The sequence below is a fragment of the Pseudomonas hormoni genome (genome assembly GCF_018502625.1).
GTDB classification, from domain to species: Bacteria; Pseudomonadota; Gammaproteobacteria; order Pseudomonadales; family Pseudomonadaceae; genus Aquipseudomonas; species Aquipseudomonas hormoni.
In genome coordinates this window covers 1,131,095-1,148,526 of record NZ_CP075566.1, presented here as the reverse complement: position 1 = coordinate 1,148,526, position 17,432 = coordinate 1,131,095, and the positions used below count along the sequence as shown (strand labels likewise).

Below are 17,432 nucleotides of genomic sequence, written 5' to 3'. Positions count from 1 at the left end.
CTTTACAAAAGCACTGGAACCGACTCTCGATGCCGAACACTGCAGCTGCGCTCGACCTGTTATTGCTGCCGACCTGGCTGGTACCCGTCGAACCCGCTGGCGTTGTCCTCAAAGAGCACGGCCTGGGCATCCGCGACGGGCGCATTGCCTTTATCGGCCCGCGCGCGGCTGCGCTGAAACTGGGCGCAACCGAAGTCCGCGAACTGCCGGACATGCTGCTCAGCCCCGGCCTGATCAATGCTCACGGGCACGCGGCGATGACACTGTTCCGCGGCCTGGCAGACGATCTGCCGCTGATGACCTGGCTGGAAAACCACATCTGGCCCGCCGAAGCCAAGTGGGTCGATGAAGCCTTTGTACGCGACGGCACCGACCTTGCCATCGCCGAACAGATCAAAGGTGGCATCACTTGCTTCTCTGACATGTATTTCTTCCCGAAGGTTGCCAGCGAACGTGTGCATAACAGTGGCATACGCGCGCAAATCGCGATTCCGATCCTCGATTTCCCGATCCCGGGCGCCAGCACGGCGGACGAAGCCATTCGTCAGGGCGTCGAACTGTTCAACGATCTCAAGCACCACGAGCGCATCAAAGTCACCTTCGGCCCCCACGCGCCTTACACCGTGGGCGACGAAAACCTGGAGAAAATCCGGGTGATCGCCGAAGAGCTGGACGCGTCGATTCACATGCACGTCCACGAAACAGCCTTCGAAGTGCAGCAGGCGGTCGAGCAGCACGGCGAACGCCCGTTGGCCCGACTTGCGCGCCTGGGCCTGTTGGGCCCGCGCTTCCAGGCGGTTCACATGACTCAGATCAGCGATGAAGACCTGGTGATGCTAGTAGAAAGCAACACCAATGTGATTCATTGCCCGGAGTCGAACCTGAAGCTGGCCAGCGGTTTCTGCCCCGTGGAGCGTTTGTGGCAGGCGGGCGTCAACGTGGCCGTCGGCACCGACGGCGCGGCCAGCAACAATGACCTCGACCTGCTCGGCGAAACCCGCACCGCCGCATTGCTCGCCAAGGCCGTCGCCGGCTCGGCCACCGCGCTGGACGCCCATCGCGCCCTGCGCATGGCCACGCTCAATGGCGCCCGGGCGCTGGGGATCGAGGCGGAGGTCGGCTCGCTGGAAATCGGCAAAGTCGCGGACATGGTCGCGTTCGACCTTTCCGGCCTGGCGCAGCAACCGGTCTACGACCCGGTTTCGCAGCTTATATACGCCACCGGTCGCGACTGTGTGAAACACCTTTGGGTGGGAGGCAAGCAACTGCTCGACGACCGTCGCCTGACCCGTCTGGATGAAGAACAGCTTTGCGCCACCGCCAAGGCCTGGGGCCAGCGCATCAGCGGCCACACCGAATCGTAAGTACCCCGGAGCCAACCGCCGGGGCAACAGAATTTTTCAAGTTTTAGAGGATGAACCATGAGTAACGTCGACTACGCCGAAATCGCCAAATTCGAAGCCCTGGCCCATCGTTGGTGGGACCGCGAGAGCGAATTCAAACCGCTGCACGATATCAACCCGTTGCGGGTCAACTGGATTGACGAACGCGTCAACCTGGCCGGCAAGAAAGTCCTCGACGTCGGTTGCGGCGGCGGCATCCTCAGCGAAGCCATGGCGCAACGCGGCGCGACCGTGATGGGCATCGACATGGGCGAAGCGCCGCTGGCCGTCGCTCAATTGCATCAGCTGGAATCCGGCGTAAGCGTCGAATACCGCCAGATCACCGCCGAAGCCCTGGCAGAAGAAATGCCCGAGCAATTCGACGTGGTCACTTGCCTGGAAATGCTCGAGCACGTGCCGGACCCATCATCCGTGATCCGCGCCTGCTTCAAAATGGTCAAGCCGGGCGGCCAGGTGTTCTTTTCCACCATCAACCGCAACCCGAAGGCGTACCTGTTCGCCATCGTTGGTGCCGAATACATCATGAAGCTGCTGCCGCGCGGCACGCACGACTTCAAGAAATTCATCCGACCTTCCGAGCTCGGCGCCTGGAGCCGCATGGCCGGCCTGACCGTCAAGGACATCATCGGCCTGACCTACAACCCGCTGACCAAGCACTACAAACTGGCCTCCGACGTGGACGTCAACTACATGATCCAGACCCTGCGCGAGGAGTAAGCCGATGCGTATCAGAGCAGTCCTTTTCGACATGGACGGCACGCTGCTCGACACCGCGCCGGACTTCATTGCGATCTGTCAGGCGATGCGTGCCGACCGCGGTTTGCCGCCGGTAAATGACAAGCACATCCGAGACGAGATCTCCGGCGGCGCCAAGGCGATGGTTGCCGTGACGTTTTCGATGGACCCGGAATCTCCGGGCTTCGAAGAACTTCGTTTGGAATTCCTCGAGCGTTACCTCGCGGGTTGCGCCGTTCACAGCAAGCTGTTCGACGGCATGGCCGAAGTCCTGGCCGACATCGAGAAAGCCAACCTGATCTGGGGCGTGGTCACCAACAAACCTCTGCGGTTTGCCGAGCCGATCATGCAGCAACTGGGGCTGGCCGAGCGTTCGGCGCTGTTGATCTGCCCGGATCACGTGAAGAACAGCAAACCGGACCCGGAGCCTTTGATCCTGGCGTGCAAGATGCTCGACCTCGATCCGGCCAGCGTGCTGTTCGTGGGTGATGACCTGCGTGATATCGAGTCTGGCCGCGATGCCGGCACCCGGACGGCCGCCGTGACCTATGGCTACATTCATCCGGACGATAACCCGCGGCATTGGGGGGCGGATGTGGTGGTTGATCATCCGCTGGAGTTGCGCAAAGTGCTGGATAGCGCACTCTGCAGCTGCTGAGCCGAATCGCTTTTTGTGGCGAGGGAGCTTGCTCCCGCTGGGTCGCGCAGCGGCCCCCAAATTCGTGAATCAGTCGCACCAAGCTGACTGAATCACGACTGCTTCGCAGCCGAGCGGGAGCAAGCTCCCTCGCCACAAGTGCGATGCCTGACTACTGAATTGTTGTGAGGGTTTTTATGTTTGATTATTCCGCCCGCCCTGAATTGCTCAAGGACCGGGTCATTCTGGTCACCGGCGCTGGTCGCGGCATCGGCGCTGCCGCTGCGAAAACCTATGCTGCCCACGGCGCCACCGTACTGCTGCTGGGCAAGACCGAAGCCAACCTGACTCAGGTCTATGACGAAATCGAGGCTGCCGGCCACCCACAACCGGCCGTGATTCCGTTCAACCTGGAAACCGCCCTGCCCCATCAATACGATGAACTGGCGGCGATGATCGAAACCGAGTTCGGCCACCTCGACGGCTTACTGCACAACGCATCGATCATTGGTCCACGTACGCCGATCGAACAACTGTCCGGCGAAAACTTCATGCGTGTCATGCAAGTCAACGTCAACGCCATGTTCATGCTCACCAGCACGTTGTTGCCGCTGCTGAAGCTGTCTCAGGACGCTTCGGTGGTGTTCACTTCCAGCAGCGTCGGCCGCAAAGGCCGTGCGTATTGGGGCGCTTACGGTGTCTCCAAGTTTGCCACCGAAGGTCTGATGCAAACCCTGGCCGACGAAGTCGATACCGTGGCCCCGGTGCGCTCGAACAGCATCAACCCCGGCGCCACCCGCACCAGCATGCGCGCCCAGGCTTACCCCGGTGAAAACCCGCTGAATAACCCGACTCCCGAAGAGATCATGCCGGTCTATCTCTACCTGATGGGCCCGGACAGCACCGGCATCAACGGCCAGGCGTTCAACGCTCAGTAACGCCGTGCGTCGCTTTTGTGCCGTGGCGAATTTCCGTCACGGCACCTGACGAGCGTCATAACTGCGGTTTATTCCAGTCAAACAAATGTCACAAAATCAGCCGAACACCGCCGGCACGCCTCCCAAGATATTGATTTACAAGCCTTTTAATCCAACTGAACCGAATGGCACGACTTTCGCTCTATATCTGCTCAGACACGCCGTGTGAAAGCAGACGGGCCGACGCTCGCGTCGATAGGTTACTAATCTTCGACAAAGCAGATTAGACTTGCTCCAAATGTCCTACGGGACTGATGGACCAGTATGACGCGCAGCCCAAAGCCGCTCTCACCCAGCCTGTAAGACAGCCTTACTGCTTAGGGGCGCACGCCATATGAAATCACCTTCCCAGACCAACGCAATTGACTTCGATAGCGCCAAATTGCAACGCCTGGGCTTTGGTCAACAGCCCCCGCTTCTGAAGAGGCCGGTCAGTCTTGCGCAAGTGCGCCAGCAACTGAGCCTGCAACTGCAAACCAGTCTTGAACCACAACGCATTCTCGGGCTCTTCTACCGTGAAATTCACCGACTCGTGCCGCTCGACGCCTTGAGCTACCAGCACAAGGCCAGCGACTTGCGCCTGGAGTTCGGTCTGCGCGGTCACCACTCGATCAGCTACACCCTCAGCCATGAAGGCGAGCACCTGGGCGAACTGGTTTTCCGCCGCAATCAGCGTTTCAGCGAGGAGGAACAGGGCAACCTCGAGTCGCTGCTGTCCGCATTGCTGTACCCGATGCGCAATGCCCTGCTCTACCGCGCCGCCACCCAAAGTGCCCTGCGCGACCCCCTCACGGATACCGGCAACCGCATTGCCATGGACCAGACGCTACAACGGGAAATCGACATGTCGCGTCGGCATCTGCAACCCTTGTCGCTGCTGATGCTGGACATCGACCACTTCAAACAGATCAACGATACCCACGGCCACAGCGCCGGCGACGATGTACTCAAAGCCGTTGCGGCCTCGATCAAAAGCCAGTTGCGCAACGTCGACATGGTGTTTCGCTTTGGTGGCGAAGAGTTCCTGATTCTGCTGTCCAACACCGGCCGCGAGGCGGCGGCCCTGGTTGGCGAGCGGCTGCGGTTTGCCGCGCAGGCCAAGGATTATATGGCCGATGGCAAGCGGATCGAGCTGACCGTCAGCCTCGGCTGTTCGACCCTGCTGCCCGGCGAGTCAGCCGAAAGTCTGTTGCGACGGGCCGACAGTGCGCTGTATGTGGCCAAGCGTGAAGGACGCAACCGATTGGCGATGGCGGGCTGAAGACTCGCCGGCGGGCTCGCAACCGTAGCGGCCCGCATCGACAGGTATCAGCGCGCAGCGCCACGCAACTCCCCGACCATCCCTTGCAACCTGGCGGGCTCTGCCACCTCGACCGCCACCGCCGGCCCCGCCACCAGGGTCACCCGCGACCACAACCGACGGAACACGCCTTTGTCGGGATCGCGACTGAAGAAACTCCCCCACAGCCCCTGCAATGCCAACGGAATCACTGGCACCGGCGTCTCTTCGAGAATCCGCGTCAGCCCGCCCTTGAATTCGTTGATCTCGCCATCGGCGGTCAATTTGCCTTCAGGGAAGATGCACACCAGTTCACCGTCCTTCAGGTATTGAGCGATGCGCGTGAAGGCCTTTTCGTAAATCTGAATGTCTTCCTGACGCCCCGCAATCGGAATCGTCCCGGCCGTGCGAAAGATGAAGTTCAGTACCGGCAGGTTGTAGATCTTGTAGTACATCACAAAGCGAATCGGCCGACGCACCGCGCCGCCAATCAACAATGCATCGACGAAGGACACGTGATTGCACACCAGCAGCGCCGCGCCTTCATCCGGAATTGCCTCCAGATTGCGATGCTCCACGCGGTACATGGAGTGGCTGAGCAGCCAGATCATGAAGCGCATGCTGAACTCGGGGACGATTTTGAAGATGTAGGCGTTGACGCCGATGTTCAGCAGCGACACCACCAGGAACAGATGCGGGATAGACAACTTGGCCAGGCTCAGCAACACGATCGAAACAATCGCCGAGACCACCATGAACAGCGCGTTGAGAATATTGTTGGCGGCAATCACCCGCGCCCGCTCGTTCTCCGGGGTGCGTGACTGGATCAGCGCGTACAGCGGCACAATGTAGAAACCGCCGAAAACCCCGAGGCCGAGAATGTCGATCAACACCAGCCAGGTGTGACCAAAGCCGAGAATCTCGATCCAGCCATGGCCATTGGCACTGTCGGGAATTCCGCCGGAATGCCACCACAGCAGCAAGCCGAACACCGTCAGACCGAACGAGCCGAACGGCACCAGGCCGATCTCGACTTTGCGTCCGGACAGTTTTTCGCAGAGCAGCGAACCGAGTGCGATACCCACCGAGAATACGGTAAGAATCAGCGTCACCACGGTTTCGTCGCCGTGCATCCACTCCTTGGCATACGCCGGGATTTGCGTCAGGTAAATCGCCCCGACAAACCAGAACCATGAGTTGCCGACAATCGAGCGCGACACCGCCGGGGTTTGCCCCAGGCCCAGTTTCAAGGTGGCCCAGGACTGACTGAAGATGTTCCAGTTCAGGCGCATTTCCGGCGACGAGGCCGCCGCCCGTGGAATGCTGCGACTGGCCAGATAACCCAACACTGCAATGCCGATGATCGCCGTAGACACGATGGGTGCGTAATGCGCGGACGACATCATGATTCCGGCGCCGATAGTCCCGGCGAGGATCGCCAGGAAGGTGCCCATTTCCACCAGACCGTTGCCGCCCACCAGTTCTTCTTCGTGCAAGGCCTGGGGCAGGATCGAGTACTTCACCGGCCCGAACAGCGCCGAATGTGTCCCCATGGCGAACAGCGCCACCAGCATCAGCGACAGATGATCGAAAACGAACCCGACCGCGCCGACCGCCATGATGGCAATCTCCCCGAGCTTGATCAGGCGAATCAACGCGTCCTTGGCGAACTTCTCGCCGAACTGCCCGGCCAGCGCCGAAAACAGAAAGAACGGCAGGATAAACAGCAGCGCACACAGATTGACCCAGATCGAACGATCGCCCTCGATTGTCAACTTGTACAGAATGGCGAGGATCAGCGACTGCTTGAAGATGTTGTCGTTGAACGCCCCGAGGGACTGGGTCACGAAAAACGGCAGGAAGCGCCGGGTGCGAAGCAAGCTGAACTGTGAGGGGTGACTCATCTTCCATGTTCCTGAAGTTGGGAAGCCTGATGATGGCGTGGATACTGTGTTGGAATGTCGATCGTCGATCCAGGCCACACCTTACCTAATCTTTGCAGGTTATTTGTTTAATCCTGCAATGCACGGCGAGACAAACAACTCGCCCCGCCATGCGCCTTGCACCGTGCGTTTGGCAACGATCAGCCACATCACCGTCAGCAGCGCCACCAGCACACAGCCAAAGGCACTGAAAAACGTCAGGTTCAAGGTGCTGGCCAGTTTCAACGTTGCCAGAGAATAGACGCCCAGCGGAAAGGTGAAACCCCACCAGCCAAGGTTGAAGGGAATGCCGGCGCGCAGGTAACGGCCGGTGATCAACAACGCGATCAGCATCCACCACAAACCAAAGCCCCACAGTGTGATCCCGGCCACCAGCCCCAGCCCGGCGGCGATCTCACCAATACCCGGCAAACCGTTGGCGGCAAAGATCGCCGGCGCGTCGGCACCCAGCAGCAACATGCCCAGCGCCCCGGTGCCAATCGGGCCGAGCGCCAGCCAGCTCGAAGCGGCCATGTTTTCGTGGGGCAGCTTGTGCAGCGCCATGCGCAGCAACAGGATCGTCAGAATGCTGAACGCCACCGGCAGGGAAAATGCCCAGAGCACGTAGCTGGTGACCAGCACCACCAGTTGCGAATGAGCGTCGGCCAGGTGCGGCGCCAGCAGACCACCGCTGGCCGCTGCCACTTCTGCAGCCACCACCGGCAACAGCCAAACGGCAGTCATCTGATCGATGCTGTGTTCCTGGCGGGTGAACATCATGTAGGGGATCAGCACACCGCAGGCCAGCGACATCGCCACGTCCAGCCACCACAGCACCTCGGCAACATGAATCACGCCTTCACCCCAGCGCGGCAGACCGAACAACAGGAAACCGTTGATGATGGTCGCCAGCCCCATGGGAATCGTGCCGAAAAACATCGATACCGTGGAATGGCCGAAAATCCGCCGCGCTTCATCGAAAAACAGCACCCAACGTGCCGCGTACAGCGCCGTGAATAAAGCGAACAGAAAGATATTGAACAGCCAGAGGGATTCGGCAACCGCGTGCAAACCTGGGCTCGCGACCGGCAACTGCGCCAGCGCCAGCGCTAAAACGCCGGTGCCCATGGTCGCGGCGAACCAGTTCGGGGTGAACTGACGGATCACCTCGCGCGGATGCTGCAAATGACTGAAGGGTTTGATGCCGGGTCTGGCGGCATTAGGGCATGTCATAGTCGAACTCCTATCCTCTGTTGAGGTGGAGTCCATGGTAGATCCCAATCGTATATCGATATAACGGGTAATATCTCTAACTGTTATCTGTTTTGCAGATATAGCCTCAGACACTGCCTTCCGATTCGATCACCAATATCCTCGCCACACCCAGTGGATGCGCCACATGCTCGGTGCCCACGGAGGCGTAAAAGATATCGCCTACTCTCAACACCACCTCTTTCTCCAGACCCTCTTCGCGGTAGTGCATCCGCACCTGGCCATCGAGCACGACGAACACTTCCTGACCGTCATTGATGTGCCATTTGTAGGGCTGATCGGTCCAGTGCAAACGGGTGGTGATGCCATTCATGTTGGCGATGTCGAGCGCGCCCCAGGCACGGTCAGCGGTGAAGGATTGGCTGCGGATGATTTTCATGGGCGGTCCGTCGATATGAATGGCGGTGCCAAGGCTAGCGATCATTAAACATTGGCGCTACAGACTTTGATGGACTGCTCACGCAGCAACGCCAGTAACGCACCGACAGACAGGATGATCAGCACCGCGCCATAACCATCGGTGGTCGCTACCAAGCCAAACGTCCGCGTCAGACTCCCCGCCAGCAATGACGGCAAACAGAACGCCAGGTAACTGAGCACATAAAATGCCGACATCAACCCCGCCCGTTCATGGGGCAGCGCCAGTGGCACCAGACTGCGCACTGAGCCAAGGAAACCGGCACCGAATCCGCAACCGGCCACCAGCGTGCCAAGGAAAAACAATGGCAGGCTGGCGCTGTGTACGCCCAGTAAAAGCAACACGACGCCCGTTGGCAGGAAGGTGCCGCCCAACCGCAACGCCTTCACGGCGGGTTGGTTACGCAGGGTGAAGATCATCAGCGCACCGGTCAGAGTCAATGCCGCTACTGCCGCCCCACCCATCAGATTCGAGGTCGAGCCGGTGGCCGTGCGTAACAACGAGGGGGCGAGCGAGGCATAAAAACCGCCGAGCGCCCAGGTCGAGAGATTCAGCGGCAACACCCGCCACAAGGTGGAGCGTGCCTGGGTCGGTACATGCAGGGTCGGACGCAACGAGGCCCATGCCCCCGGTTGCGGACTGACGCTTTCCGGCAGGCGCCAGACGTACAGGGCCTGCATCACAAACAGCGCGAGCAGCACCCAATAGGTCAACTGCAACGGCAGCGGCGCAAACTCGGCCAGCAACCCGCAGCCCATGCCGCCAATCGCCATGCCGAGTAACGGTGCAACGCTGTTGACCAGCGGCCCCTGCTGGCGATCGGTGTCCAGCAGCGCGGCACTCAAGACGGCGGTGGCCATCCCGGTCGCAAACCCCTGAAGGACCCGCGCACTGATCAACCACGCCACGCTGTCAGCATTGATAAACAGCAGCATCGCCAGCAGGTTCAGTATGACGGCCGTGAAAATAACCGGCTTGCGTCCCAGATGATCCGAAAGTGAACCGACCGTCAGCAGCGCCACCAGCAAACTGATGGCGTAGACGCCAAAAATCACGGTCAGGGTCGCTGCCGAGAATTGCAGTTGTTCCTGATACAAGTGATACAACGGCGTCGGTGCCGTGGAAGCGGCGAGAAAACTGAGTAAAGTGATCGCCAGAAACCACAGGCTTGAACGGTTGGAAGCTGAATTCGACATGCGTACACTCCGCAAAAGCTAATTTTTCGCTTTTGCGGAGTGTGCTACGCGCTAGCGCTTAAAGCAAATTCTTTGTGTTAAGGTCCGCTCCATGGCTATTAAAGAAGGTTTACGCCCCGGCGGCCGTAGCGCCCGGGTGCAAGAGTCGATTCATTCGGCCGTTCGAGCGCTCCTGGAAGAACAGGACCGTGCCACCGTGACCGTTCCACAAATCGCTGCGCGCGCAGGGGTTACGCCGTCGACCATTTACCGGCGCTGGGGCGATTTGTCGGCGTTGCTGGCGGATGTCGCCCTGGCGCGCATGCAGCCCGACAGTGAGCCGGCCAACACCGGCAGCCTGCGCGGGGATGTGCGAGCGTGGGCGGAGCAGTATCTGGACGAAATGAGCTCGGAACCCGGCCGCAACATGCTGCGCGATGTGCAATCGAGCCTGACGCCGGGCTTTTGCGCGACGCTCATTGGCGGGCAGTTGCAGACGATTCTGGATCGCTACCCTGACCAGCCGAAACCGAGCGCTGATCAACTCATCAATCTGGTGGCGGCGCCGTCGGTGTTTCGCATTCTGTTTTCGAAGGCACCGTTGGAGGTTGAGGAGTTGCATCGGTTGATCGAGATTGCGTTGGGTCAGTGAGGGCCCCTTCGCGAGCAAGCCCGTACCCACATTTAACCGAGTTCTTCCAGGGGAATGCGATCGAATGTGGGAGCGGGCTTGCTCGCGAAGAGGCCAGCGAATACACCCCACATCTCATTGACACACTCCTGCGACACCCCGCCACGCCACGACCTTGGTCGACACTGACTAACGCAGACGGTCGTGCGAGACTGTCTGTCCGGGCGGGAGTCCCGGGTGTCTTTTGTCTGGAGTTCCCATGTCGCTGTCCAGCGGGCTGATCGCCGCCGTCGCCCTGGCTTATATGGCCATTATGTTCGCCATCGCTTTCTACGGTGACCGTCGCAGTGCGCCGTTGCCGCCGCGGGTGCGCGCCTGGGTGTACAGCCTGTCGCTGGCGGTCTATTGCACCAGCTGGACATTCTTCGGCGCCGTCGGCCAGGCCGCCGAACAACTCTGGTCGTTCCTGCCGATCTACCTCGGGCCGATCCTGCTGCTGGTCTGCGCGCCGTGGGTCCTGCAAAAAATGGTGATGATCAGCAAGCAGGAGAACATCACTTCCATTGCCGACTTCATCGCCGCCCGTTATGGCAAATCCCAGTCACTGGCGATTGTCGTGGCGCTGATTTGTCTGGTCGGCGTGCTGCCCTACATCGCGCTGCAGCTCAAGGGCATCGTGCTCGGAGTGAACCTGCTGATCGGTGCCGGTGCCGACGCCATGGGCACTCGCGCCCAGGACACGGCGTTGATCGTGTCGCTGGTGCTGGCGTTGTTTACCATTGTGTTCGGTACGCGCAACCTCGACGCCACCGAACACCACCGCGGCATGGTGCTGGCGATTGCGTTCGAATCGCTGGTCAAGCTGTTCGCGTTTCTCGCGGTCGGCGCGTTCGTGACCTACGGTCTGTACGACGGTTTCGACGACCTGTTCGATCAGGCAATGCTCGCACCGCGCCTCGAAGAGTATTGGAAGGAAACCATCAACTGGCCGTCGATGGTGGTGCAAACCGGCGTGGCGATGATGGCGATCATCTGCCTGCCCCGGCAGTTTCACGTGACGGTGGTGGAAAACATCGACCCACAGGATTTGCGCCTGGCCAAGTGGGTCTTCCCGGCGTACCTGGCGTTGGCGGCATTGTTTGTCGTGCCGATCGCTTTGGCCGGACAGATGCTGCTGCCCAGCTCGGTGTTGCCGGACTCGTTTGTCATCAGCCTGCCACTGGCGCAAGCCCACCCCGCGCTGGCGATGCTGGCCTTTATCGGCGGTGCCTCGGCGGCGACCGGTATGGTGATCGTGGCCAGCGTGGCGCTGTCGACCATGGTCTCCAACGACATGCTGCTGCCGTGGTTGCTGCGCCGCAATAACGCCGAGCGGCCGTTCGAAGTGTTCCGCCAGTGGATGCTCTCGGTGCGCCGCGTCAGCATCGTGGTGATTTTGCTGCTGGCCTATGTCAGCTATCGCCTGCTGGGGTCCACCGCGAGCCTGGCGACTATCGGCCAGATCGCCTTCGCCGCCGTAACCCAACTGGCACCGGCCATGCTTGGCGCGTTGTACTGGAAACAGGCCAACCGTCGCGGCGTGTTCGCTGGCCTCGCCGCCGGGACATTCCTGTGGTTTTACACGCTGATTCTGCCGATTGCCGCCCACAGCCTCGGTTTATCGTTGAGCAGTTTCCCCGGTCTGGCCTGGCTGCACAGCAACCCGCTGAACCTGCCGCTCACCCCGCTGACCCAAGGCGTGGTGTTGTCACTGGCGGCCAACTTCACGCTGTTCGCCTGGGTGTCGGTGTTGTCGCGCACACGGGTTTCGGAACACTGGCAGGCGGGACGGTTCATCGGCCAGGAAATCAGTGCCCGCCCCAGCGCCCGCTCGATGCTCGCGGTGCAAATCGACGATCTGCTGCAACTGGCCGCACGGTTTGTCGGTGAAGAACGCGCCCGCCAGAGTTTTATCCGTTTCGCCTACCGCCAGGGCAAAGGCTTCAACCCGAACCAGAATGCCGACGGTGAATGGATTGCCCACACCGAACGCTTGCTGGCCGGTGTTCTCGGCGCCTCTTCGACACGTGCCGTGGTAAAAGCCGCCATCGAAGGTCGGGAAATGCAACTCGAGGATGTCGTCCGAATCGCCGACGAAGCCTCTGAAGTGCTGCAGTTCAATCGCGCACTGCTGCAAGGCGCGATCGAGAACATCACGCAAGGCATCAGCGTGGTCGACCAGTCGTTGCGACTGGTGGCGTGGAACCGGCGTTATCTGGAGCTGTTCAACTACCCGGACGGCTTGATCAGCGTAGGCCGGCCGATTGCCGACATCATTCGCTACAACGCCGAACGCGGTCTGTGCGGCCCTGGCGAAGCTGAAGTGCACGTCGCCCGACGTTTGCACTGGATGCGTCAGGGCCGCGCCCACACCTCTGAACGACTTTTCCCCAATGGCCGAGTGATCGAGTTGATCGGCAACCCGATGCCGGGCGGCGGTTTCGTCATGAGTTTCACCGACATCACCGCGTTCCGCGAAGCCGAGCAGGCGCTGACCGAAGCCAACGAGGGCCTGGAGCGGCGGGTCACGGAGCGCACCCACGAACTGTCGCAACTCAACGTGGCGCTGACCGAAGCCAAGGGCACCGCCGAGTCGGCCAACCAGTCGAAAACCCGTTTCCTCACGGCGGTCGGTCATGACCTGATGCAACCCCTGAACGCCGCGCGGCTGTTTTCTGCGGCCCTGTCCCATCAGGACGATGGCTTGTCCAGCGAAGCACAGAAACTGGTCCATCACCTGGATTCGTCATTGCGCTCGGCCGAAGACCTGATCAGCGATCTGCTGGACATTTCCCGCCTGGAAAACGGCAAGATCAACCCGGATCCGAAGCCGTTTGTGCTCAATGAACTGTTTGACACGCTCGGCGCAGAATTCAAGGCGCTGGCCCGGGATCAAGGGCTCAAATTCAGGGTTCGAGGCAGTACGTTGCGGGTCGACAGCGACATCAAACTGTTGCGACGGATCTTGCAGAATTTCCTGACCAACGCCTTCCGCTACGCCAAGGGGCCCGTGCTGCTGGGGGTTCGTCGGCACAAGGGTGAACTGTGCCTTGAGGTCTGGGACCGTGGGCCAGGGATCCCGAAAGACAAACTGAAAGTGATTTTCGAAGAATTCAAACGCCTGGATAGCCACCAGACCCGTGCCGAGAAAGGCTTGGGCCTGGGCTTGGCGATTGCTGACGGGCTGTGTCGCGTTCTGGGCCACACCTTGCAAGTGCGTTCATGGCCGGGGCGTGGCAGCGTGTTCAGCGTCAGCGTGCCGTTGGCCAAGGCGCAAATCGCGGCGCCGGCCAACGTCACCGAGCTCAACGGCAAACTCTTGAGCGGCGCCCAGGTGCTGTGCATCGATAACGAAGACAGCATCCTGATCGGTATGAACAGCCTGTTGACCCGCTGGGGTTGTCAGGTCTGGACGGCGCGCAACCGCGACGAATGCGCGGTGTTGCTGAGCAATGGCATGCGCCCGCAACTGGCGCTGGTGGATTATCACCTGGACGATGGCGAGACCGGGACGGACTTGATGGCCTGGTTACGAACCCGCCTGGGCCAGCCGGTGCCAGGCGTGGTGATCAGCGCCGATGGGCACCCGGAAATGGTGGCCCAAGTGCATGCGGCGGGGCTGGAATATCTGGCGAAACCGGTGAAACCGGCGGCATTGCGGGCGCTGTTGAGTCGGCATTTGCCGCTGTAGCGCGCCCTCAAGCTCCCCCAAACCTGTGGCGAGGGCGCTTGCTCCCGCTCGACTGCGAAGCGGTCGTAAAAAACGCAACGCGGATTTCCGCATGGAAAATTGGGGGTGCTGCGCAGCCCAGCGGGAGCAAGCTCCCTCGCCACAGGTCAGCGAAAACCAAAGATTTACTCAGGCAACTCCGCCAACCCGTCGACATCGGTCATCGCCCGCTCCAGCAGGTCCGCCGGCAGGCTCTTGCTCGCCCGCGCGCCGAGCAACTTGAGCTGCTCACTGCGACTGACCAGATTGCCGCGGCCTTCTGTCAGCTTGTTACGCGCAGAACTGTAGGCCTTGTCCAGTTGCTGCAAGCGATTGCCGACTTCATCCAGGTCCTGAATAAACAGCACGAACTTGTCGTACAGCCACCCAGCCCGCTCGGCGATTTCCCGGGCGTTCTGACTCTGACGCTCCTGCTTCCACAGGCTGTCGATGACACGCAGGGTGGCCAGCAAGGTGGTAGGGCTGACGATCACGATGTTGCGGTCGAAGGCTTCCTGAAACAGGGTCGGCTCCGCCTGTAACGCCGCGGAAAATGCCGCTTCGATGGGCACGAACAGTAAGACGAAATCCAGGCTGTGCAAACCGTCGAGACGTTTGTAATCCTTGCCGGCCAAGCCTTTCACGTGAGTACGTAGCGACAGCACGTGCTGCTTGATGGCGATCTGGCCGATGGCATCGTCTTCCGCCGCCACGTATTGCTGATAAGCCGTCAGGCTGACCTTGGAGTCGACCACCACCTGCTTGTCGCCCGGCAAATAGATGATCACGTCTGGCTGGAACCGCTCACCGTCCGGACCTTTGAGATTGACCTGGGTCTGATACTCGCGGCCCTTCTCCAGGCCGGCGTGTTCAAGAACCCGCTCAAGAATCAGCTCGCCCCAGTTACCCTGGGTTTTCTGGCCTTTCAAGGCGCGGGTCAGGTTGGTGGCTTCGTCGCTCAGGCGCAGGTTCAGCTGTTGCAGACGCTCCAGCTCCTTGGCCAGCGAGAAGCGCTCGCGCGCTTCGGCCTGATAACTTTCCTCGACACGCTTTTCAAACGACTGGATGCGTTCCTTCAAAGGGTCGAGCAACTGCCCCAGACGCTGCTGACTGGTTTCGGCGAAACGCTGCTCGCGCTCGTCGAAGATCTTGCCTGCCAGTTCGGCGAACTGGGCACGCAATTCGTCTCGTGAGCCTTGCAAGTCGCTGAGGCGCTGCTGATGGCTTTCCTGTTGCTCGCGCAGCTCGGCGTTGAGGGAGGCGGCCTGGGCGTCCAGACGTCGCAACTCAGCCTCCTTGCCGGCGCGTTCGATGTTCCAGGCGTGGGCGGCGTCGCGGGCGTCATCGCGTTCGATCTGCAGCAGTTCGACTTCACGGCGCATCGCGGCAAGGTCGGCCTGTTTGGCGGCGTTGGCCTGCCCCAGATCAGCGATTTCGTCGCGGCAGGCTTCGAGTTGGGCGTTCAATCCGTCCTGGGCCAGATGGGCCATGGCCAGACGCTCTTCCAGTAGCGCAACATCCGACTGCGAGGAGCTGGCCCGGCGCTGAAGTTGCCAGGCCAACGCCAACAACGGCAGTGCAGCCCCCGCCAGACCGAGCAATATGCTGGTCAAGTCCATCGCCATCGCCATTCCTGCCCATTCGATAAAACTTGAAGGTTAACCAAGGTGTCAGGTCTTGGACAGCTCAGTCTTCGATCAGCCCCAGTTCCTGTTGGGCGCGTCGATCCCCTGCCCGCGCGGCCTGACGCAAAAGGTCCTGGCCAATCCGGCGATCCCGGGCATTACCGCATTCGCGGCACATCAACTGGCCGAGACGGCTTTGCGCGGCCACTACGCCTTCCCGGGCCGGTTGCTTGAGCAAACGCCCGGCGAAGTGTTTGACGTTGCTGTTTTCACCCAGGCGCGGGCTGTCGAGCAGCCACTCGGCCACACGCATCGAAAAGCGCTTGGGCGGGGTAACACGGGGAGGTGTAGAGGTTACGGAAACGGGTACGGAGCGAAACTTCATAAAGCACTGTGGGGCAGATCGGAAGGCGCGCCACTCTACTCTTTTTTTCTTACAGGTAAAGCCTAAAAAACCCGGCACGCCCGTGCTAGAGCAAGCGCTCGGGACAATCCACAGAAGCTGTGGATAACTCAGTGGACAACCGCCCTTGAACTCTCGCAAAGCCCTGTGGAATGGGGCTCGCAGTCAAACTGACGATTTTTTCACCAGTAAAAAAAAGCGATGTTTTTCATTGACTTAAATTTTGGTTACAGGCACCCACTATGCTTGAGGGCAAGATGACAGTGGGGTGACAACTCGCGCAACTTATGTGCACAAGTATCTTCGAGGCAGTTATATCGATGCGCTATTTCGGCGCGTTTTGTTACCCGACCTGGGGATAAACCCTGGCAAACCCTTGGTTCAGGCTCACTCCGACCCGATGAACGTAGCGGACCGACCGTCGGATTTTGGGCTATTGCAGGGCGAAGAAGGCGCTCAAGGCCGCCAATGAACAACGGCGCGGCGGTACTCAGAAAATGTTTTCGGCTAACACACTTCCCTTCTGCAATTCAATCCGTTAGTATCCGCGGCGTTAGTACCAAGCTGAAAGTCAATTCTGGTCGAACAAATCCCCCCGGTCTGCCTTCCTACAAGAAGCTTCAACCGAACAAGCGGGATCGACCACCTCGATGGTTTCCAGGTAAACCTTGCGTCAACACTGCCTTTGAATCGAAAGCAAAGGGTGTTGCGAAGCTCATTTACTCTGACCGAACCAGCCTGCAAATTGATCAGGATCTTCACCCCGGGCCCAGAACCTTTGCCCTTGATGTGTTGCCTGCCCTCCTAAGTACCTACCTGCCAGCCCAAGCGCGCCAATTTAATCAGCGCTTCAAACTGGCTGCTTTGTTCCAGTCGGGTTCTTCGTTCGACCAATGGTGGTCGTCGTCACTGGAACGTTTTAACTTTGCACGATTCTTATCCGTGCCGCTTGTAGGAACACCCATTAATGACTACTCAAATCCACACCCAGGATGCGATCCGCACCCTAACCAACGCTTTTGCACCAATGAACTGCCTGATCATGGCCGCTCGCAAAGGCTGCTTCAGTTTCACTCTGGTCAACGAACACGGCATCGCTCGTCACAGCGAACGCCTGTACCCTGATCAATACTCCAGCGCCGAGCCGCTGCAGGCCGTGATCGAGCGTACCCGTCAGGCACTGGTTGCCTGATACGCCGGAAAGCTG

Annotated in this window: 14 protein-coding genes; 8 read left to right on the top strand and 6 right to left on the bottom strand. The window is 60.1% G+C overall.

The window, feature by feature from the left end:
- Positions 1-29 precede the first annotated feature (29 nt).
- From KJF94_RS05335 to KJF94_RS05315, 5 genes are all read left to right on the top strand, one after another.
- Positions 30-1,364 carry a TRZ/ATZ family hydrolase gene (locus KJF94_RS05335; RefSeq protein ID WP_214381709.1) on the top strand — a complete coding sequence of 445 codons (1,335 nt, stop codon included), beginning with the start codon at positions 30-32 and terminating at the stop codon, positions 1,362-1,364.
- A gap of 57 nt (positions 1,365-1,421) precedes the next feature.
- A complete protein-coding gene (gene ubiG / locus KJF94_RS05330) occupies positions 1,422-2,120 on the top strand; it encodes a bifunctional 2-polyprenyl-6-hydroxyphenol methylase/3-demethylubiquinol 3-O-methyltransferase UbiG (RefSeq protein ID WP_038982154.1) in 699 nt (232 codons plus the stop codon).
- A 4-nt stretch (positions 2,121-2,124) separates the two neighbouring features.
- Complete coding sequence (gene mupP / locus KJF94_RS05325) at positions 2,125-2,796, top strand: N-acetylmuramic acid 6-phosphate phosphatase MupP (protein ID WP_214381707.1); 672 nt, start codon at positions 2,125-2,127, stop codon at positions 2,794-2,796.
- A 176-nt stretch (positions 2,797-2,972) separates the two neighbouring features.
- On the top strand, positions 2,973-3,713 hold the full coding sequence (locus KJF94_RS05320) for a YciK family oxidoreductase (protein WP_008031809.1): 741 nt from the start codon (positions 2,973-2,975) through the stop codon (positions 3,711-3,713).
- A gap of 373 nt (positions 3,714-4,086) precedes the next feature.
- A complete protein-coding gene (locus KJF94_RS05315) occupies positions 4,087-5,013 on the top strand; it encodes a GGDEF domain-containing protein (RefSeq protein WP_214381705.1) in 927 nt (308 codons plus the stop codon).
- A gap of 47 nt (positions 5,014-5,060) precedes the next feature.
- Here the strand turns inward: KJF94_RS05315 and KJF94_RS05310 are convergent, their stop codons facing one another.
- From KJF94_RS05310 to KJF94_RS05295, 4 genes are all read right to left on the bottom strand, one after another.
- Positions 5,061-6,935 (bottom strand): MFS transporter, encoded by a 1,875-nt coding sequence (locus KJF94_RS05310; protein WP_214381703.1) that lies wholly within the window; start codon positions 6,933-6,935, stop codon positions 5,061-5,063.
- Positions 6,936-7,034: 99 nt separating this feature from the next.
- Complete coding sequence (locus KJF94_RS05305) at positions 7,035-8,186, bottom strand: TDT family transporter (protein ID WP_214381701.1); 1,152 nt, start codon at positions 8,184-8,186, stop codon at positions 7,035-7,037.
- A 106-nt stretch (positions 8,187-8,292) separates the two neighbouring features.
- The gene (locus KJF94_RS05300; protein ID WP_214381699.1) at positions 8,293-8,604 is read right to left on the bottom strand and encodes a cupin domain-containing protein; all 312 of its coding nucleotides are present in this window, start codon (positions 8,602-8,604) and stop codon (positions 8,293-8,295) included.
- Positions 8,605-8,648: 44 nt separating this feature from the next.
- Positions 8,649-9,839 (bottom strand): MFS transporter, encoded by a 1,191-nt coding sequence (locus KJF94_RS05295; RefSeq protein WP_214381697.1) that lies wholly within the window; start codon positions 9,837-9,839, stop codon positions 8,649-8,651.
- Positions 9,840-9,930: 91 nt separating this feature from the next.
- On the opposite strand from KJF94_RS05295, the gene KJF94_RS05290 reads away from it, so the two are divergent.
- Together KJF94_RS05290 and KJF94_RS05285 are read left to right on the top strand one after the other, a co-directional pair.
- A complete protein-coding gene (locus KJF94_RS05290; RefSeq protein ID WP_214381695.1) occupies positions 9,931-10,470 on the top strand; it encodes a TetR/AcrR family transcriptional regulator in 540 nt (179 codons plus the stop codon).
- A 238-nt stretch (positions 10,471-10,708) separates the two neighbouring features.
- Complete coding sequence (locus KJF94_RS05285; RefSeq protein ID WP_214381693.1) at positions 10,709-14,179, top strand: hybrid sensor histidine kinase/response regulator; 3,471 nt, start codon at positions 10,709-10,711, stop codon at positions 14,177-14,179.
- Positions 14,180-14,343: 164 nt separating this feature from the next.
- Here KJF94_RS05285 and KJF94_RS05280 read toward each other — a convergent pair whose 3' ends face one another.
- Both KJF94_RS05280 and KJF94_RS05275 read right to left on the bottom strand, forming a co-directional pair.
- Positions 14,344-15,687: a DNA recombination protein RmuC gene (locus tag KJF94_RS05280; RefSeq protein ID WP_214384728.1), complete on the bottom strand. Its 1,344-nt coding sequence runs from the start codon at positions 15,685-15,687 to the stop codon at positions 14,344-14,346.
- Positions 15,688-15,883: 196 nt separating this feature from the next.
- Positions 15,884-16,207 (bottom strand): SEL1-like repeat protein, encoded by a 324-nt coding sequence (locus KJF94_RS05275; RefSeq protein WP_017337282.1) that lies wholly within the window; start codon positions 16,205-16,207, stop codon positions 15,884-15,886.
- A 985-nt stretch (positions 16,208-17,192) separates the two neighbouring features.
- Between KJF94_RS05275 and KJF94_RS05270 the strand changes: the two genes are divergently transcribed.
- Positions 17,193-17,417 (top strand): hypothetical protein, encoded by a 225-nt coding sequence (locus KJF94_RS05270; RefSeq protein WP_008031832.1) that lies wholly within the window; start codon positions 17,193-17,195, stop codon positions 17,415-17,417.
- Positions 17,418-17,432 lie beyond the last annotated feature (15 nt).